Consider the following 18,118-nt stretch of genomic DNA (forward strand, 5'->3'; position numbering starts at 1 on the left):
CGATATTCGTTCAGTAGTAGTCAAGTCCGCATTCGTATGTTGAGGCTGGGGCGCCGATGAGGCGGTCCTACGCTCGCCGTGACCTCCTTGAAAGCGACGACCCGTCCGCGCAGGTACATGACCTGCCTCCCACACCAGCCCCTGCGTAACCGAGCCATAAGGAGCGTTGGATGCCGACTCGCGTGAACCGGCAGACCGTCGATCTATCCGCCTATCCCGACCTCATTGTCCTGTACCTCGGCATGCGGGTGAATCGTCTGTACGGGATCAGGACCTTCTTCAGCTTCGGCCGGAAGATCAGTGAGTCGGTCGCGGGCAAGCCGGACGGGCTGCTGCTGCACGAGCCCGTGTACTACTCGTTCTTCCCGATGAACATGGGGATGCGCCAGTACTGGCGGGACCTGCCGTCGCTGCTCGCCTTTGCCCGGTCCGAGCCGCATCGGGAGTGGTGGCTGGACTTCCTGCGGGACTCGGGCGGGACCGGTTTCTGGCACGAGACGTACTCGATCAGGGGCGGCATGGAGGCCGTCTACGACGACGTGCCCAAGCCGCTCGGGTTCGGACGGTTCGCCGGGATCCGGCGCGCTCGTGGACCCATGTTCGGTTCCGCGGCTCGCCTGGGACGCACCGAGCACGGCAGCCCGGTCCTGAGCGAGACCGACCTCTACGAGTCCTAGCTGTGTCTCATACAGGGCTTTTCTTTCACAGCGGATGAGTCACTCTCCTGCCGGAGATCCGGTACATCGTCGACTGAGAGTTCTTCGCCGGCGCGGCTCAGACGCGCTGCCAGCGTCCGAACATGGTCTCTGAGTTCGGGCGGCTCCAGGACCTGGAAATCGATGCCTTTGAGCGCCACGTAGACAGCGATCTGGTCCAATGAGGCGGCGCCGGCGTAGAAAAGGCAGGAGCGGTCGTCGTGTTTCTCCAGGCGCCCGGCGGTGGGTGAGGTGTGCTCGGCGACAACTTCGATCGGAGCGTGGAACAAGATCTTCGCCTGGAAGCGGTAGGGGGCTGAGGACAGGGCATCGGAGACGAAGGCGACCAGGTCCGTGCCCGGCTCCGGTCTGGGGGCGAAGCGTGGACCGGGTTGTGGTGCGGCGTCGATGCGGTCGACACGGAAGGTGCGCCAGTCATCGCGGTCCAGGTCGAAGGCCAGCAGGTACCAGCGGCGGCCGGTGTGGACCAGACGGTAGGGCTCGACGCGGCGCGTGCTTTGCCGGTAGCCGAAACGGATCCCCTCATGGGCGCGGCAGGAGGCGGCCAAGGCTGCCAGCAGGTTCGCGTCCACCGCCGGTCCAGGGCCGGTCAGCGGCAGGATCGCGGACTGCATCGCCGCCACCCGGTGGCGCAGGCGCGAGGGCAGGACCTGTTCGAGTTTGGCCAGCGCGCGCAGCGACGTCTCCTCGATCCCCGAGACCGAGCCGGTGACGGCGGCACGGAGCCCGACGGCCACGGCAACGGCCTCCTCGTCCTCCAGGAGCAGCGGTGGGAGGGCAGCGCCGACGCCGAGACGGTAGCCGCCCGCCGTACCGGTGGCGGACTCGACCGGATAACCCAGTTCGCGCAGCCGATCGACGTCCCGCCGAACCGTGCGCGTCGTCACTCCCAACCGGTCGGCCAGTTCCGGACCAGGCCAGTCGGGCCGGGACTGCAGCATGGACAGCAGGCGTAGCAGCCGCGCCGAGGTCTCCAGCATTCGCGGAAAACTCCTTGGGAATCGCCGTCAATCGAGGACAGAACCTGTCCTCAGGGTTTCCTAGTGTCTCCCTTGCCGGCCCGAACAGGCCATGGCAGAACCGCGCAAGCCAAGGGAGAACGTCATGATCCTCGTCACCGGAGCCACCGGAAACGTCGGCCGCCACGTGCTGGACCTGCTGGTCGAGGACGGCCGCGCGGTCCGTGTGCTGACCCGTCGCCCGCAGAACGCGGTATGGCCGGCCGAAGTCGACGTCGTCGCCGGTGACCTGGCCGACGCCGCGTCGCTGGGCACGGCTTTGGCCGGCGCGGACACAGTGTTCTTGTTCGCCGTCCCCGGCAGCGGACCGGGTTTCGTCGCCGCCGCGCGACAGGCCGGAGTGCGCCGCGTGGTGCTGCTGTCCTCCGGCGCCGTCTCCGACGACGATGAGGTCCAGGACGGGCCGATCGCCTCGTACCACGCCGAGATCGAGCAGGCCCTGCGAGCCTCCGGCCTGGAGTGGACCTTCCTGCGGCCGGACGTCTTCGCCGCCAACACCCTGATGTGGGCCGGGCAGACCAAGTCCGGCGACGTGGTGCGCGGCGCCTACGCCGAGGCGGCAGCCGCGCCGGTCCACGAGGCCGACATCGCCGCCGTCGCCGCCGCGGCACTGACCCAGGACGGGCATGCGGGCCGCGTCTACGAGCTGACCGGGCCGGAGTCGCTGACCCATGCCGAGCAGGCCCGGATCCTCGGCGAGGTGCTCGGCCGGCCGATCCGGTTCGCCGAACTGCCCGCCGAGACGGTGCGGCAGGCGATGAGCGCGCACGTTCCGGCCCCGATCCTCGACGGGATCTTCAAAGTCTGGTCGGAATCCGTCGGCCGCGCCGCGCCGACCACCACCGACGTCGAGAAGGTCACCGGCCGCCCGGCGCGCAGCTACCGCGAATGGGTGCTCGACCGCGCGACCGCCTTCTAAGACCCCTGACCCGCCGCCCCGGAACCAAGGAGACAGCCTCCCCATGACCCGCATCTACGTGGAAAAAGGCACCAAGAAGATCGTCGCCTGCTCGCTGGACTGGCCCGGCTGGGCACGGATCGGCACCACCGAGGACAACGCGGTGGCTACGCTGACCGCCTACGCCGACCGCTACCGGCTCATCACCGAACAGGCCGGGCTGTCCTTCGACCCCGGCACCCCGGAGGTCGTCGCGCGAGTGGCGGGTGTCAACACCACCGACTGGGGCGCCCCCGCCGTCGCCGTCGACGAGGACGCGAAGCCCTACACCACCCAGGCCGCCGCGCGGACCGCCGCGATCCTGCGCGCCGCCTGGGCCTGCCTCGACCACCTGGCCGTATCCGCCTCTCCCGTCTTGCGCAAGGGTCCCCGCGGCGGAGGACGCGACCGCGACGAGATCGTCACCCATGTCATCGACACCGAACGCGTCTACGCCCGCAAGATCGGCATCCGCCACAGGCCGTTCACTTCCGACGACCATGACGCCGTGGCAGCCCTCCGCGACGCCGTCATCGACATCCTCGGCAACCCCGCCGACGGCATGCCACTCGCCGCAGGAGGCTGGCCGCCGGCCTACGCCGCCCGCCGCTTCGCCTGGCACGTCCTCGACCACGTCTGGGAGATCCAAGACAAGTCCCAGTGAACTGGGAAAACGATCATCGTCAGCGCGAGAATCCGGCCGCACATCATGGGTGCGGCCTCGCCACTGATCCAACAAGGTCGCAATCGCCTCGATGTGGCTGAACAGGCCGAACGGCACCGAGGGCGCCGCCTGTGCCCATCTCTCACGGACGTTGTCGTCAAACCAAACAAAACGCCCCGGCCGTGATCGGCTCGGGGCGTTCGGGCTGTTCAGGTGCTGTGGTCAGGGGCAGGGTCGACCTAACCAGTGCTCCCGCTGCGCCGGGCGTAGGCACGGGCGGCGCGGGCGCGGTCGCCGCAGCGGGTGGAGCACCAGTGGCGCCGGCCATGGGTGCGTATGAGGAACCGGTCGCAGGGGGCGGAGCCGCAGGCGGCGAGGATGCCGGCGTCGGGACCGGTGAGCAGGTCGGCGGCGTCGGCGGCGAGGGTCGCCAGTGCGTGGTTGACGGCCCGGTCGATGGGGTGTGCCTGGATGCGGCGCAGTCCCTGGGCCCCGTCCCAGGCGAGGAGGGGTGCGGTGGGTACAGCCGTGAGTGCCTCGTTCACCGCGCGCAGGGAGTCTTCGGGCGGGGTGGTGCCGTCGACTCGGGCGGCGAACAGGACGCGTACGTGCGCGCGAAGCGCGCGCATCCGCTGTGCGCACACCTCGTACAGCTGCACGTCCGGGGTGGTCAGGTCGTGGGCGGCGAGCCAGCGCATGGCGGATCCGGGGGTGGCGAGCAGGTCGTAGCTCTGGCCGGCGGGCAGGGTCGCGGCGGTGTCGGCGAAGTCCAGGGAGCGGTACTGGTCGGCACCTGGAGCTGGGGGCAGAGCGGTCTGCGCCGTGTCGGTGGCCAGGGTGTCGTCCATGCCTCTCATGGTAGCGATTGCATTTTTCCGTGATGCCCGCCTAGGCTGGTGTCACGTTAAACACAGATTTTTTTCGTGAGAAATGAGGGAGACGTGATGTCCCAGCTCAATGCCGATCAGTTCCCGGTCCGCACGTACGGCGGCCCGACCGCCTTGTTCGAGTACGGCGGCCTGCGGTTTTTGACCGACCCGACGTTCGACGGCCCCGGCGATTACGGCCGGCCCGGTCGTCCGGTCCTGACCAAGACCGCCCCCTCCACCGGCACCCCCGCCGATCTCGGCCCCATCGACGTGGTCCTGCTCTCCCACGACGAGCACGCCGACAATCTCGACACCTCCGGCCGTGCCCTACTCGCCGACGTCCCCCTCACCCTGACCACCCCCAGCGGCGGCGAGCGCCTCGGGCAGAAGGTCAAGGGCCTGGCCGACTGGGAGACGGTCGAGTTGGAGCGCCCAGGCGGCGGCACTGTCACCGTCACCGGTGTTCCCGCCATCCACGGCCCCGGCCCGCGCGCGGAGGTTGAGCCCTTCACCGGCCAGGTCGTCGGCTTCGTCCTGACCGGAGAGGGCCTGCCGACGGTCTACGTCAGCGGCGACAACGCCTCCCTCGACGCCGTCAGGGAGATCGCCGAGCGCTTCGCCCCGGTGGACACCGCCATCCTGTTCGCCGGCGCACCTCGTTTTCCCACGCTTTTCGACGGCAACCTGATCGTCCTGGACAGCGCGCAGGCCGCCGAGGCCGCCCGGATCCTCGACGCCCGCCGTGTCGTCCCGGCCCACCACGACAGCTGGGCCCACTTCACCGAGGGCCGCGAGGACCTGGAGGCCGCCTTCACCGCCGCGGGCCTGGCCGACCGCCTGGACCAGGACTGGACGCAGCGCTCCTCAGCCTGAACCGCCGCCACGGCGCCGTGCCAGAACGACAGAGAACGAGCCGATCACATGTCCACCGGAACCGATGCCGGCCTCGTGCCCTGCTTCTACCAGGCCCTTGAGCTGACCGCCCATGACCTCGGGCTGGACGGTGCTCTACGGTGCCCAGCGTGTGGCCGTGGTGGTCGACATTGTGGTCAGCGTTGTCGTCACCTCGCGCGGCTGTCCAGTGGCAAGGCCTGACGGAGGGGGGCCGCGTCAGCGATCGTCCAGCGCCATGAACCGCGAGCGCGAGCAGCCGTGGTCGGGCAGGTTCTCATTCGCCGCGTGCCCGACCACGCCCGCCTTCGGTCAGGCCTGTACGTGGCCGACGGCGTCGAGGATGGAGGCGGTCACGGCGTCGGGCTGGGACGCCCCGACGGCGTGGGAGGCGCCCGCGATCTCGCGGGTTCCGCGCGAGCCCGCGCGTTCGGCCATGAACCTCAGCGCCTCGGCCGGAATGTTGAGGTCGCCATCACCGTGGACGAACCAGGACGGCTTGGCACGCCAACCCGGCTCGCTCACCGTCAGCCCGTCGGTCAGCGCCTGCTCGGTGACCGGGCGCTGGGTCGCCGCCATCAGGGCGGCCTCATCAGCGTCGAGATCGGCGCAGAACTGGTGGTGGAACCTGTCCTCGGCGATCCGGAACTCGTTGCCGCCGGAGGAGACCGGGTAGGCGACCAGTGCGCCACCCAGGCTGCTGCCCTCGAACTTGCCGGACAGCACCAGTGCGCTCTCTCCGAGCTCGGGTGCGAAGGCGGCGACGTACACGAGTGCCTGCACGGCGTCGTTGCCGGACGCCGCCTGGCTGATCACCATGCCGCCATAGGAGTGGCCGACCAGGACGACCGGCCGTCCGATGCCGGCGATCACGTCGCGCACGTAGGCGGCGTCGCCCTCCACGCTCCGCAGCGGGTTGGCCGCCGCGACGGCGGTCAGCCCGCGGCCGTGCAGGCGCTGGATGACGCGGTTCCAGCTCGCCGACTCGGCGAAGGCGCCGTGGACGAGGACGACGGCGGGCTGTTCTGTGGTGGTCATGAGTTCGCCTTTCCGGAGGTCAGGGCGGCCTCGAGTACCTCGATGGCCTGGATGACGGCGGCGCCTGCCGCCGCGGTCGAGCGGACGGGGTTGAGCATCATGAAGTCGTGCAGGTGCCGTTGTAGCGGACGCTGAGGTGAGCGCCGCAGTCCGCCCGGGTCACAGGGTGCCGATCAGGCCGCCGTCGATGACGAAGTCCGCGCCGGTGACGTTGCCGGCGCGCTCGCTGGCGAGCAGGACCACGAGGTCGGCGACCTCGTCCGGGCGGGTGAACCGGCCGGTGACCGAGTCGGCGGCGGCCTGCTTCGCCACCGCTTGCGACTCGCCGCCGTTGTGGCGGGCGAGCGTGGCGGCGACGCCGTCCGCGCCGAGCCACAGGTCGGTGGCGACCGGCCCGGGGCTGACGGTGTTGACCCGGATCCCGTGCGGGCCCAGCTCCTTCGACAGGGACTTGCTGAAACTGGCCAGAGCCGCCTTCGCGGCGCTGTAGTCGATCACCAGCGGGTCCGGCAGCGACGCGTTGACCGAGCTGACGGACACGATCGTGCCGGCGCCGCGGCCGAGCATGAGCGGCAGCGCCTCGCGGGTGGCCCGCACCGCGGACAGGAAGTTGACGGTCAGGGTGGCGAGCCAGTCCACGTCGGTGACGGACGCGAAGCCGCCGGGGCGCGGGCTTACCGCGCCGACGTTGTTGACCAGGATGTCCAGGCCGCCGAAGGCGGCGCCTGCTGCCTCGACCAGCTCGGCCGGGCCGTCCGGGGTGGCGAGGTCCACCGCGACCGGGCGGACGCGGCCCCCCGCCGCCAGCTCGGACAGCTCGGCGCTGACGTGCCGCGCTCCGGCGGTCACGCTGACGCCCTCCGCGGCGAGCGCCCGGGTGATCGCCAGCCCGATGCCCTTGCTCGCGCCGGTGACCACGGCTGTCTTGCCTGACAGGTTCAGCTCCATGACGGACCTTTCTGCGGCACGCGGCCCCGCCCCCGCGACGGGGCCGCGTGCGGGTTCAGCGGATGGACTTGGCGGCGGCGACGATGACGTCCACCACGGCCTGCGGCCGGGACAACATCGACAGGTGCGACGCGGCGACCTCGGTGACGTGGCTGTGCGCCCGCTTCGCCATGGTGACCTGCAGCGACGGCGGCAGGATGCCGTCCTTCGTGCCCACCAGGTACCAGCTCGGCAGCTTCTTCCAGGCGGGCGGCCCGGACGGCTCCTGCAGCGCGCTCAGTGCGATCGGGCGCTGCTCGGCGGCCAGCCGGGCGGCCGTGGCGGCCGGCAGATCACCGGCGAACGCCTGCGGGAACACCGCCTGCTTGATGTAGAGGTCGACGTCTCCGGCCGGCGCCCCAGGGTAGGCCACGACGTCGAACAGCGCGCTGGGGTCGCCACCGCCCTGCAGCCCGAGGACCGTCTCGCCCTCGTCGGGCGCGAACGCGTTGACGTAGACGAGCGCCTTCACGTCGGGGTCGGTGCCGGCCGCGTTGGTCACGACCGCTCCGCCGTAGGAGTGGCCGACCAGGACGACCGGACCGCTGGTCCGCTGGGCGAGGAACGCCGACAGGTACGCGGCGTCGCCGCTGAGCCCGCGCAGTGGGTTGGGCGCGGCGAGCACGGTGTACCCGAGCCGTTGCAGCCGGCCGGTCACGTCCGACCAGCTCGACGCGTCGGCCCAGGCGCCGTGCACGAGAACGATGGTCGGCTTCGGGTGATCGGGACGGCTGGCGGCCGACGCCGGGGCGACGAGCGCGAACAGGGCGAGAACGGCCAGCGCGATCATCGCACCGCGCCGGCGGAGGGGGTTCATCATGATGGATCCAGCTCTCAGTCGAGGAGGGCGAGCAGGCGTCGGGTGAGTTCGGCCGGATGTTCTTCGAGATCCAGTGGCCGGAGTCCGCGATCACGTCGCCTTGACCGGTCGTCCTCATGGAACCGCGCCGAGGCGGGTCGCCGAATCAGGGAAACACCCCAGTGTGTCCACAGGCCGGGGGTCAGACGGCGGGCGCAACGATGGTGGTCTCCACGCCTCCCGGAGCATCACCCCGGGTCCCGATCGAGGAACGTGCGGGGGCGTTCAGGCTGGTCAGGACGCATCTTCCAAAAGAGGAGCGAGTTTGCGGCGGGAGGTGATGTCGAGTTTTCGGAAGATCTTGTTGAGGTGGTATTCGACGGTCGAGGTGCTGAGGAACAGGCGGGCGGCGATTTCGCCGTTGGTGGCTCCGGAAGCGGCGAGGGTCGCGATCTGCTTTTCGCGGGGGGTCAGGGCGTTGGCGTCGGGTGCGGTTCGTTTGCGGAGGTGCTCGCCGGTCGCCGACAGTTCGGCTCGGGCTCGTTCGGCGAACGCCCCGGCGCCCATTCCCGTGAACATCTCGTAGGCCCTTCGCAGCTCAAGGCGCGCGTCGCTGCGGCGCTTGTGCCGCAGGAGCCATTCGCCGAGCAGGAGGTGGCTTCGCGCGATCTCGGTCGTGATCCGCGTTTGGCCGAGCAGCTCGATCGACTCGCGGTAGCGCCGCTCGGCGTGCTCGTCGTCGACCATCAGCGCCCTGCAGCGGGTGAGCAGGCCGAGGCCCCAGGCGGTGCCGGCGGCCAGGGCGCGCTCCTCCAGACGGGTGAGGGCCGCCTTCGCGGCGACGTGGTCGCCGCTCCGCATTCCTGCCTCGACGATCTCGGGCAACGACCTGGTGCCCGTGCCCGGCCTGTCGGCCTCGAATGACGGAAGGACGCAGGCCAGTGCATCGGCGTAGCGGCCGAGGCTCAGCTCCAGCACCGCCAGGCTGTTCCTGGCGAAGTCGACGAGACCGACGGTCGAGCCGGTCCGCGCGGCGCCCGCCAGCGCCCGTGTCTCGGCCTCTTCACCACTCCATGCCAGGAGCTCGATCCGTTGGATGTCCCCGGAGGACGGTTGTCCGATCATGCTGGACAGATCAGCGAGCTCGTCCTGGAGCGCGCCCGCCGCTGAGAACCGGCCCGCGCGAAGTTCCCACATGGATCCGACCATGAGTGTGGTCCGCAGAGCGCCCAGTGCTCCGTTCTCGCGATCGAAGGCTTCGAGCCGCTTCCAGGCCCGCCATCCTCCCTCGTCGTCCCACACGTCTTCGGACGCGAACATGCTGACGGCCGCCAGCGGAAGGCCGTCCTCGGCGAGACTTGCGTCCGTGTGCAGGGCTTCCAGCGCGCCGCGCAGCAACGGCACGGCAGGCCGGTGGCCGACGGCGATGCGTGTGGCGTAGGCCTCGAGCAGCAGGTCGGAGAAGGTCGATTCCGTCGACTCCATCGCAGGTGACGCCAGCACCGCGCGAGCGAGGCCCTGTGGGGTGACTCCGACGGAGCGGTCGTAGGTGATCAGAGCCACCTGGAGTGCTTCGAACATCATTTTCCGCGACAGGCGGGGATCCAGGTCCGCGATCGACTCGGCGGCCTCCAGGAGAGTCGCCGGGGCGGCGGCGACTTGACCGAGGTACAGCTCGGCCGTCGCCCCGATCTGCCGCGCACGGGCGCGCAGCACGGGACGGTCCAGGCCCAGCTCGGCACGGCCGAGCATCTTCCGCGCCGCGACCGACTCCCCGACCATGACGTAGGCCTGTGCGGCCGCGACGAGCCGAGCGGCCTGATCGCGGGCATCGGGAGTGAGCTCCGCCGCGCGGGACAGGAAGGCGGCCTGTTCCGCGTGGCCGCCGCGGGCACGTGCGTGCTCCGAGGCTCGTTCGAGCTCCGCCGCGACCTCTTCGTCGAGGCCGATCGTGGCGTGCGCGCGATGCCACGCGCGGAGGTCCCGGTCTCGATCCGGATCGCTCACGGCGGCGAGGGCGGCGTGGACGCTGCGCCGCTCCACCGCGTCGGCGCCCCGGTAGACGGCGGAGCGGATCAACGGATGCCGGAAGTCCAGGGAGCCGTGGTGGGTCAGAACGCCCGCGGCCAGCGCGGTGTCCGCCGCGCTCGCGGCGATCCCCAGGTGACCGGCGGCCCGCCAGAGCAGCGACTGGTCTCCAGGCGGCGCGGCGGCGACGACGAGAAGCAGGGTCCGGGTGTCCGCGGGGAGGGCCTGGATCTGCTGCAGGAAATGCGTTTCGAGGAGCCGGCCGACCGGGAGAGGGCTGGGCAAGGGGGCGCGGCCCGACAACTGCTCAGCGGTGAGCGTGCGGGCGATCTCGATCAACGCCAGCGGGTTGCCGCCGGTGCCGGTGACGATCTTCGTGGCCACCGCGTCGTCGAGACGTCCGGCGACGCTCGTCGACAGCAGCCTCCCGGCATCGCGGTCGGGCAGCCCGGACACCGTCATCACGGGTAGCCCGTCGAAGAGGGCCGAACCGTCAGAGCGCGGACGAGTGGCGAACAGGAGCCCCACGGCTTCGGCATGGAGGCGGCGAGCGACGAACGCCAGGGCTTCGGCCGATTCCCGGTCCAGCCACTGCACGTCCTCCACCACGCACAACAGGGGCTGGACCAAGGCGGCATCTGCGAGAAGCGTCAGAGCCGCCATGCCGACGAGGTACCGGTCGGCCGCGACTCCGGCCACCTGGCCGAACGCCGAGCGCAACGCGTCGCGCTGCGGGGTGGGAAGGCTCTCGATACGAGGCGACCACGGGCGCAGCAGGCGGTGCAGCGCCGCGAAGCCGAGATGCGCCTCGGACTCCACACCGACGATCCTGACGACGCGGACTTCCGGACAGCCCGTCACGGCCTGGTCAAGAAGCCGGGTCTTGCCGGTCCCGGGTTCACCGACCAGCACCAGCACGCCGCTCAGCCCTTCCTGGACGCCTGCCAGAAGGCCGGCCAGGACGCGTTGTTCCTCGATGCGGCCGATGAGAGGCCGGTCGCCGGCGCCGACCGGCAGGTGCTCGGCGGTGGTCGGCCGCGCCGTGACGGGACGGTCGGACAGGCCCTCCGTGACAAGCGCGAGCACGTCGTGCGTTGCGACCGTCATCAGGCGGCTGCCTGGCGGATGAGCTCGGCGACCGCGGCGGGCTGGGAGACGTGGACGGCGTGGCTGCCGATCGCCTCCACGACGAACGATCCGGCGCGTTCGGCCATGGCGCGCTGGGCCGGTGGCGGGATCATGCGGTCCTCGGTGGCGACGAGGTACCAGCTGGGCCTGTGCCGCCAGGCTGGTTCCGTGACCGCCCCGGCGAGGGCGTCCACACCCCAGGGGACCTGGGCGTCGGCCATGAACGCGGCCAACTGTGCGGGCAGATCGGCGGCGAACGCGCCGTGGAACCTGTCCCGGTCGAGATGGAGGAAACCGTCGCGCGGCGGCAGGATCGGCGGCACCGGCGCCCCGGGCGGCGGGTCGGCGATGAGGGTGCCGACCGACTCGCCCTTGTCAGGGGCGAAAGCGGCGACATACACCAACGCCGCCACGTTGGCGTGCGTGCCGGCCTCGCTGATGACGGCCCCACCGTAGGAGTGGCCGACCAGGACGGCCGGGCCGTCGAGGGCGTCGAGCACGTGGCGGGTCGCGGCGACGTCACCAGCGAGCGACACCGTCGGGTTCTGCACGACCCGGACGCGGAAACCGTCTCTCGCGAGCTCGTCGTAGACGCCCTGCCAGCCGGATCCGTCCACGAAGGCGCCATGCACCAGCACGACGTTCTCGATTGTCGTCATGGTCGCTCCTGACCTTGATAAACGGACAGGCTTAACACCTGTCCTGTGCCTTCAATCCAAGTCGCGTGGAAGGAACCAGACCACGCACAACAGCACGAAGAAGTTCCGCCCTCAACCGGCTCTCGGCGGCTGAGAAGAAGCGGCCGCAAGCTCGCGGCAGCGGCTGCTCGCCTCGGCGTCGCCGATGGCCTCGTACACCTCGGCCGCCCGCGCGTAGGCATCGCGGCTCTCGCCGGTCCGGCCCTCGTCGGCCAGCAGGGCCGCCAGTGTCTTCAGGGAGCGTGCCTGCGGGACGGGCAGCTTTGCCTGCTCCATGAGGCCGATCGCCTCGGTGAGCTTGGTGATCGCTTCGGCCCGGTGGCCGAGCAGTCCCAGACACTCCCCGACGCGGGCAAGCACGATCGGCCGGTTGAACGCCGCGACGCTCGGCGTTATCCCCGAGCGGTCGTCGTTCAGCAGGGTCAGCACGTCGAGGTACTGCTCCAGTGCCTTGGTGTGATCTCCGGCGTCGAGAAGGCAGGTGCCGAGACTGGCGAGAGAGTGGCAGTACCGGTCCATGTCGCCGTTGGCCTTGTGGATCTGCGCCGCCTGGGTTTCCGCCGCGATGGCCTCATCGAGCCGCCTGAGCCGTCGGAGCGCGCCTCCCGCGTGGTGGTGGGCCGAGGCGATCTGCGTCGTGGCGCCACTGCGGGTAGCCAGGTCGATCGCCCGGGCTGTGTACCGCAGTGTGGTCTCCGGGTCGTCTCGCGGCACCAGATGGACCCAGGCCAGCAAGTTCATCTGCGTGGCCTGGCGGGCCGGATCGCCCAGGGCGGCGGCGGCCTCCGCGCCGAGGGTGAAGACCTCCTGCCAGTACGGCGCGTGCATCCACCGGTCGGAGAACCAGTACATCGACTCGGCGCAGTCGAGGACGGCGGAGTGCAGGCCACCGCTCGCCGCGTGGCGCAGCGCGCCCAGCCAGTTGTCCACGTTCACGCGCAGCCAGCGGTCAGCCTGCTCCGGGGAGGACAGGTCGGCGAGGTCGGCGTCAGGCCGGTCGGGACGGCCGTAGGCGGGTTCGAACCACCGCCCGGCGGTGGTGGCCATCCGCAACAGCCACGACGTCACCGTCTCGATCAGAGCATCGCGCTCGGCCGCGGTGTCCTCCGCCTGAAGCCTGTCGCGGGCGAACAGCCGGACCAGGTCGTGGAAGCGATACCGGCCCGACGCGCCGTCCTGCAGCAGACCGAGGTCGACGAGTTCGTCGAGGGCGTCCCAGGCGTCCTCGGCCGAGATCCCACCGGCGACCGCGGCCAGAGCGGCGTCGAAGTCCCGGCCCGGCACAAGGGCGAGCCGGCGGAAGACCTGTCGCGCGGACGCCGCGAGCTGCTCATACGACATCCCGAACGCATTGGCGATCTTGAGGTCACCGGCACTGAGCTGCTCAAGCCGGCGTTCCTCGTTCGCCAGCCGGGCGGCGAGCTCGGCGGCGCTCCAGCCGGGACGGCTGACCAGCCGGTTCCCGATGATCCGCAACGCGAGAGGCAAGCCGCCGCACAGCTGCGCGAGCTGCGTCAGCGCCGGTTCGCCGTCCGATTCGGAGCGATCGCCCACAATCCCGGTCAGCAGTTCGGTGGCCTCCGCCACGGGCAGTGGTCCCAGGCTGAGCCTGCGCACCCCCTCCAGGCCGGCCAGCAGCCGACGGCTGGTGATCAGGACCCGGCCGTGGCCACCGCTCGGCAACAACGGCCGGATCTGCTCCTCGGAGGCGGCATTGTCGAGCACGACCAGAACGCGCTTTCCCTCAAGCAACGACCGGTACAAGGAGGCACGATCGGGGACGTCATTGGGTATTTCGTGATCCGCGACGCCGAGCGCACGAAGCAGCAGCGCCAGAGCCTCCCCGCCGCCGACGGGCTGCGAGGACATGCCGAACAGATCGAGGAAGAACACCCCGTCCGGGAAATCCGGCCGCAGGGTATGGGCGGCGCGAACGGCGAACGTGGTCTTCCCCAGACCGGCGGGGCCGGTGATCAGTCCGACGCCGGCCGCACCCGGCGAGGCGCCCGCGTGCACCAGATCGTTCGTCCAGGCCAGCTCGGCGGACCGGCCGGTGAAGTCGCCGACGGATCGGGGCAGCGCGCACAGCCCGGTCGGGCGGGTCCAGTGATCCCGCAGGCGGCCGTCCCGCGCCAGTCCGACGAACTGCTTGCGGACAATCTCGTCGAGAGCGAGTGCGTCGGCGATGGCGGTGACGGTCCGCTGCTGAGGTCCTCTGCTGCGTCCCCGCTCCATGTTGGACAGACTTCGAGCACTCACCCCCGAGGCTTCGGCGAGCTGTTCCAACGTGAGACGCGCCGCGTGCCGATGGCGGCGCAGCACCTCCGCGAAGCTGAGTGGATCGGTGATGGGGACCACTCCCTTCCCCCTTGCGGTCCGAGCGGAAACCACTCGCGAGCCCGCTGAGGCGGGTGACCTCCTCGGTCAAGGGAAGCACCGGTGCCCGACCGGGACACTAGGGACGGCCCCTAGTCGTCGATCCCAGGGTTGGGCCGGTCGAGGCTCACAGAGAGCGAAGGGCCTCGGCGAGCTGGTGGCGGGAGGAGATGCCGAGCTTGGCGTAGATATGGGACAGGTGGTATTCGACCGTCTTCTGGCTGACGTAGAGCTCCGCCGCGGCTGCCTGGTTCGTCCGTCCGCTCGCGATGATGTGTGCCACAGAGAGCTCGCGTTCCGTCAGCGCTGACAGCCGGCTGGGATCCCGTTCGAAGGCCGTGAGCCCGCTCGCGGACATATCGGCCTCGCACCGCCGGACGAACGGCACGGCGCGCAGCGTGCTGAAACGGCCGTGAGCCTTGTGGAGCCACGCTGCCGCTTCCCGTCGCGACGTGGAACCAGTGGCCAGGAGAAGCCTTCCGTAGGCCTGTTCCACGATGGCCCGGTAAAGGGGCGCGGTGTCGGTGTCGGTGTCGGCGGCGACGGCGACGGCGACGGCGACGGCCTGCTCATAGATCGCGAGGGCGTCGTGCGGACGGCCCTGGGCTTCGGCGAGCTGACCGCCGAGTCTGGCGATGACGACCCCGAGATAGCCGTCGCCGTCGTAGGCCGCCCGCAGTTCACGCAGTGCCACCGCTGCGGCGTCCACCCGTCCGGTGCCGGTCAGCGCCTCGATGAGCAGCGACTGCTGCCACAGCCAGAAGGGCTTGTCCACCAGGCGGAACCCGCCGTCTTCCGCCGTCCCGTCGAGCAGCGGCCGGAGCGAGCGCAGCAAGGCCTGGTAGTCGGCCCTGGCCTGTGCCACGGTCGCAGCCGCCAGAGACGAGTAGACGATCTCGGCTGCCGAGTCGAGGGACTGCGCGATCCGCGCCAGGTCGTCGAGGTGTCGCTGTGCGATGTCCCACTCGCCCCGGCCGGCCTTGACGCAGATGGCCGCGAAACGGGCCGGGGCCTCGCCCGCCAGATGGTCCTGGGACGACGCGACGGCCAGAGCCCGCTCCGCGGTGGACTCGCTCTCGTCCCAGTCACCGGCGACGTAGTGGACGACGGACAGAAGGGAGATCGTCAGGGGGCCGAACTTGGATCCGGCTCCCTGCTGGTCGCGTTGCGCCACGATCTGGAGATCAGCGCGCGCCGCGGAGAGCTCGCCCAGGAACAGACGCAGGACGCCGCGCGTGGCCAGCGTGTCGAGATTGTGGTTGCCCACCGTGGTGCCCTGGACCGGCAGATGCGCGAGGTCCCGCAATGCCGCGCGCGGACCTTCGTGCCAGAGCCGGCCGGTCGCCAGGGCCGCGCGGGTGAAGTCGGTCGTCGCCGGGTCGAGATCGCCTATCGCCAGGGTGCGGCGGGCGATCTCCACCGTCTCGGCGCCCCGCCCGCCCCAGAGCATGATGTTGGTCAGGAAGGTGCCGGCCAGTACGGCGACCCAGCCGGGCTCCGGGAGTGACAGGGCCTCCTGCCATGCCCGGGTGAGGTGCGCTTCGGCGGTGGCGAACCGGCCCGCCATCATGTCCAGGGTCCCCAGGACGCAGCTGCGCAGCGGCCCCGGCGAGCAGTCCTCCACCTGCTGCCGCAGGTTCGCGGCCCAGCCGGGCTGCATGGTGAGCAGCGACTGGGCACAGGCGGTGAGCAGCCGTCGTTCGCGATCCGCGCGGTCGGCCGACAGAGACGAGGCCCACAGGAGGCGGGTGGCGGCCACGGCGTTGCGTCCGCTCGCCGCCTCTTCCATTCCGGACCGGTCGAGCTCGTCGGAGAGCCGGGCGTCGGTGGTCGCGGCGGCCGCGACCCGATGGGCCCAACTGGCGGCCGTGCCCACGAGCGCAGCCGCCCCGGCGTGCAGGAAGCGACGCCGTTCAGGGGCGAGCGAGTCATAGATCGTGTCGCGCTGGAGCGCGTGCACCAGGGCGACGGGGCTCTGAGGTTCCTTGGGCCACCACAGCGCGAGCCCGGCGGCCAGAGCAGGTCCGAGTGCGCGCGCCGGGTCCGGGAGGTCGGCGAGCCGACCGGCCGCCGACAGCGGAACCTGCGCGTCCAGCACCGCCATCGCCTCCAGGAGATCGCGGGACTCCTGTGGGAGACGGTCCAGTTGCGCCCGGATCCCGACCTGAAGCGACCGCGGGACGGGCCAGCGCTCCAGCATGCCGTCTCGCAGCACGTCGGCGGGAATCTCCGCCAGCACCGTCCGGACGTACAGCGGGTGCCCCCGGGTGTAGGCGTACAGCCGGTCGGCCAGGCCCGGCGCCAACCGGCCTTCGATCAGGGACTGCGCCAGCTGCTCGATCTCGCCGCCGCCGAGCCCGCCCAGATCGACCTTCACCGTCCGCTCCGACGAGCGCAGCAGCCTGTCCAGCGTTTCGCCGGACGCCTCCGATTCCGGCCGGGTCACCAGAATCGTCAGGACCCGGTCCGCCCAGAGACGGCGCAGAACGAAGCCCAGCATCTGGACCGACAACCGGTCCGCCCACTGGACGTCGTCCACGATCACAGCGACGGGGTTCCCGGCCTCCTGCAACGCGCCCAACAGGAGCAGCAACTGCCCGCCGACCACGTGCGGATTCGTCCCCGCGGGCGGACTTTCGGCCAGCAAGGGGAACTGTTCCAGCACCGCTCGGTCCACATGCCGGGTCAGCTGTTCGATCACGCCATAGGGCAGGTCGGCCTCCGATGGGTCGCCGATCGCCCGGAGGATCGTGAAGTCGTCCAGTGACGCGGCGAACCTGCGTACGAGGGCGCTCTTGCCGATCCCGGCCTCACCCTCGACGACGGCCAGCCAGGAGTCACCTTCCCTGACCTTGCCCGCACAGTACCGAAGCCGGTCGGACTCACGCGCACGGCCGACGAACAACTCGTCCACCGCATCAGGGTCCACGTGCCCGAACCCCCCAGTGCCAGTCGTCACGGAGCGCTGCTTGTCGCCTCCGACATGAGCATTCCGCCGGAAAACGGGCGGAAGGTCTCATGCGCTCCGAAGTAAGGAAACCACACCGCCTGTGGCAAGCGACGCGGAGGGACTGTGGTCTTTCCCTGATACGAAGCCTCCGGTTCCGGTGTTCTCCTGCTGCGACAGACAAGAACACATTTGGAGGGCACCATGACGACACCGATCCCCGTCATCTTCATTCACGGCCTATGGCTGCACGCCACGTCGTGGACCCCCTGGATCGAGATGTTCGGCGACGCGGGCTACGCGCCGTCCGCCCCCGGCTGGCCGGGTGACCCCGATACCGTGGCCGAGGCACGCGAGAACCCCGAAAGCATCGCCGACCATGGCATCGACGACGTCGTGGAACACTTCGCCGGGATCATCCGCGCTCTGGACACCCCGCCCATCCTCGTCGGCCACTCCTTCGGTGGAATGATCGCGCAGAAGCTGCTCGGACAGGACCTGGCCCGCGCCGCCGTCGCGATCGACGCCGCGCAGATCAAGGGCGTCCTGCCGCTCCCACTGTCCGCGCTGCGCGCCACTCTGCCGGTGTTCAAGAACCCCGCCAACAAGCACCGTGCGGTCTCGCTGACCGCCGAGCAGTTCCAGTTCGCGTTCGGCAACGCCATCTCCGAGGCCGAGTCGGATGCGCTGTTTGAGAGATGGACGATCCCCGCACCTGGCAAGCCGCTGTTCGAGGCGGCCGCCGCCAACTTCAACCCGCACTCGCCGGCCAAGGTCGACACTGACAACCAGGCACGCGGCCCGCTGCTGCTGATGACCGGCGGCAAGGACCACACCGTCCCGGAGACCGTCGTCCGCGCGACGCTCAAGCAGTACCGGCACTCTGACGCCGTCACCGACATCACCGCGTTCCCCGACCGGGGCCACTCGCTGACCATCGACGCGGGCTGGCGCGACGTCGCCGACACCACGCTGACCTGGCTGCGTCGGCAGTCCCTGTAGGACGGTCCCAACTTTCCGG

Annotated in this window: 14 protein-coding genes; 5 read left to right on the forward strand and 9 right to left on the reverse strand. The window is 70.5% G+C overall.

Annotated elements, in window-relative coordinates; translation table 11 throughout:
* The first annotated feature begins 170 nt into the window (after positions 1-170).
* A complete protein-coding gene (locus tag Pka01_RS35365; protein ID WP_203887344.1) occupies positions 171-677 on the forward strand; it encodes a monooxygenase family protein in 507 nt (168 codons plus the stop codon).
* On the opposite strand, the gene Pka01_RS35370 is transcribed toward Pka01_RS35365, so the two are convergent.
* The gene (locus tag Pka01_RS35370) at positions 674-1,696 is read right to left on the reverse strand and encodes a helix-turn-helix transcriptional regulator (protein ID WP_203887345.1); all 1,023 of its coding nucleotides are present in this window, start codon (positions 1,694-1,696) and stop codon (positions 674-676) included. The two genes, Pka01_RS35365 and Pka01_RS35370, sit on opposite strands and share 4 nt — an antisense overlap.
* A 124-nt stretch (positions 1,697-1,820) precedes the next feature.
* On the opposite strand from Pka01_RS35370, the gene Pka01_RS35375 reads away from it, so the two are divergent.
* Positions 1,821-2,654 (forward strand): NAD(P)H-binding protein, encoded by an 834-nt coding sequence (locus tag Pka01_RS35375; protein ID WP_203887346.1) that lies wholly within the window; start codon positions 1,821-1,823, stop codon positions 2,652-2,654.
* Positions 2,655-2,697: 43 nt separating this feature from the next.
* Positions 2,698-3,336, forward strand: a complete 639-nt coding sequence (locus Pka01_RS35380) for a hypothetical protein (protein WP_203887347.1) — start codon at positions 2,698-2,700, stop codon at positions 3,334-3,336.
* Positions 3,337-3,575: 239 nt separating this feature from the next.
* On the opposite strand, the gene Pka01_RS35385 is transcribed toward Pka01_RS35380, so the two are convergent.
* Positions 3,576-4,184: an ABATE domain-containing protein gene (locus tag Pka01_RS35385; RefSeq protein WP_203887348.1), complete on the reverse strand. Its 609-nt coding sequence runs from the start codon at positions 4,182-4,184 to the stop codon at positions 3,576-3,578.
* Between the two features lie 96 nt (positions 4,185-4,280).
* On the opposite strand from Pka01_RS35385, the gene Pka01_RS35390 reads away from it, so the two are divergent.
* On the forward strand, positions 4,281-5,078 hold the full coding sequence (locus Pka01_RS35390; RefSeq protein WP_203887349.1) for an MBL fold metallo-hydrolase: 798 nt from the start codon (positions 4,281-4,283) through the stop codon (positions 5,076-5,078).
* A gap of 330 nt (positions 5,079-5,408) precedes the next feature.
* Here Pka01_RS35390 and Pka01_RS35395 read toward each other — a convergent pair whose 3' ends face one another.
* The 7 genes from Pka01_RS35395 to Pka01_RS35425 form a co-directional block, all read right to left on the reverse strand.
* Positions 5,409-6,134 (reverse strand): alpha/beta fold hydrolase, encoded by a 726-nt coding sequence (locus Pka01_RS35395; RefSeq protein WP_203887350.1) that lies wholly within the window; start codon positions 6,132-6,134, stop codon positions 5,409-5,411.
* Positions 6,135-6,293: 159 nt separating this feature from the next.
* A complete protein-coding gene (locus Pka01_RS35400; RefSeq protein WP_203887351.1) occupies positions 6,294-7,082 on the reverse strand; it encodes an oxidoreductase in 789 nt (262 codons plus the stop codon).
* Positions 7,083-7,137: 55 nt separating this feature from the next.
* Positions 7,138-7,941: an alpha/beta fold hydrolase gene (locus tag Pka01_RS35405; RefSeq protein WP_239115899.1), complete on the reverse strand. Its 804-nt coding sequence runs from the start codon at positions 7,939-7,941 to the stop codon at positions 7,138-7,140.
* 273 nt (positions 7,942-8,214) lie between these two features.
* Positions 8,215-11,055, reverse strand: a complete 2,841-nt coding sequence (locus tag Pka01_RS35410) for an ATP-binding protein (RefSeq protein WP_203887352.1) — start codon at positions 11,053-11,055, stop codon at positions 8,215-8,217.
* Positions 11,055-11,735 carry an alpha/beta fold hydrolase gene (locus Pka01_RS35415; RefSeq protein ID WP_203887353.1) on the reverse strand — a complete coding sequence of 227 codons (681 nt, stop codon included), beginning with the start codon at positions 11,733-11,735 and terminating at the stop codon, positions 11,055-11,057. Before Pka01_RS35415 ends, Pka01_RS35410 begins: the two co-directional genes overlap by 1 nt.
* 111 nt (positions 11,736-11,846) lie before the next feature.
* Positions 11,847-14,132: an ATP-binding protein gene (locus tag Pka01_RS35420; protein WP_203887354.1), complete on the reverse strand. Its 2,286-nt coding sequence runs from the start codon at positions 14,130-14,132 to the stop codon at positions 11,847-11,849.
* 145 nt (positions 14,133-14,277) lie between these two features.
* Positions 14,278-17,109 carry a helix-turn-helix transcriptional regulator gene (locus Pka01_RS35425; RefSeq protein ID WP_203887355.1) on the reverse strand — a complete coding sequence of 944 codons (2,832 nt, stop codon included), beginning with the start codon at positions 17,107-17,109 and terminating at the stop codon, positions 14,278-14,280.
* A gap of 192 nt (positions 17,110-17,301) precedes the next feature.
* Between Pka01_RS35425 and Pka01_RS35430 the strand changes: the two genes are divergently transcribed.
* On the forward strand, positions 17,302-18,099 hold the full coding sequence (locus Pka01_RS35430; protein WP_203887356.1) for an alpha/beta hydrolase: 798 nt from the start codon (positions 17,302-17,304) through the stop codon (positions 18,097-18,099).
* Positions 18,100-18,118 lie beyond the last annotated feature (19 nt).

The organism is Planotetraspora kaengkrachanensis (assembly GCF_016862895.1).
Classification (GTDB): Bacteria; Actinomycetota; Actinomycetes; order Streptosporangiales; family Streptosporangiaceae; genus Planotetraspora; species Planotetraspora kaengkrachanensis.

Coding starts and splice junctions, on each gene's coding strand:
- Pka01_RS35370 (WP_203887345.1), bottom strand. CDS start 1,696: ATGCTGGAGACCTCGGCGCGGCTGCTACGCCTGCTGTCCATGCTGCAG.
- Pka01_RS35390 (WP_203887349.1), top strand. CDS start 4,281: ATGTCCCAGCTCAATGCCGATCAGTTCCCGGTCCGCACGTACGGCGGC.
- Pka01_RS35400 (WP_203887351.1), bottom strand. CDS start 7,082: ATGGAGCTGAACCTGTCAGGCAAGACAGCCGTGGTCACCGGCGCGAGC.
- Pka01_RS35375 (WP_203887346.1), top strand. CDS start 1,821: ATGATCCTCGTCACCGGAGCCACCGGAAACGTCGGCCGCCACGTGCTG.
- Pka01_RS35395 (WP_203887350.1), bottom strand. CDS start 6,134: ATGACCACCACAGAACAGCCCGCCGTCGTCCTCGTCCACGGCGCCTTC.
- Pka01_RS35415 (WP_203887353.1), bottom strand. CDS start 11,735: ATGACGACAATCGAGAACGTCGTGCTGGTGCATGGCGCCTTCGTGGAC.
- Pka01_RS35410 (WP_203887352.1), bottom strand. CDS start 11,055: ATGACGGTCGCAACGCACGACGTGCTCGCGCTTGTCACGGAGGGCCTG.
- Pka01_RS35385 (WP_203887348.1), bottom strand. CDS start 4,184: ATGGACGACACCCTGGCCACCGACACGGCGCAGACCGCTCTGCCCCCA.
- Pka01_RS35365 (WP_203887344.1), top strand. CDS start 171: ATGCCGACTCGCGTGAACCGGCAGACCGTCGATCTATCCGCCTATCCC.
- Pka01_RS35380 (WP_203887347.1), top strand. CDS start 2,698: ATGACCCGCATCTACGTGGAAAAAGGCACCAAGAAGATCGTCGCCTGC.
- Pka01_RS35430 (WP_203887356.1), top strand. CDS start 17,302: ATGACGACACCGATCCCCGTCATCTTCATTCACGGCCTATGGCTGCAC.
- Pka01_RS35405 (WP_239115899.1), bottom strand. CDS start 7,941: ATGATGAACCCCCTCCGCCGGCGCGGTGCGATGATCGCGCTGGCCGTT.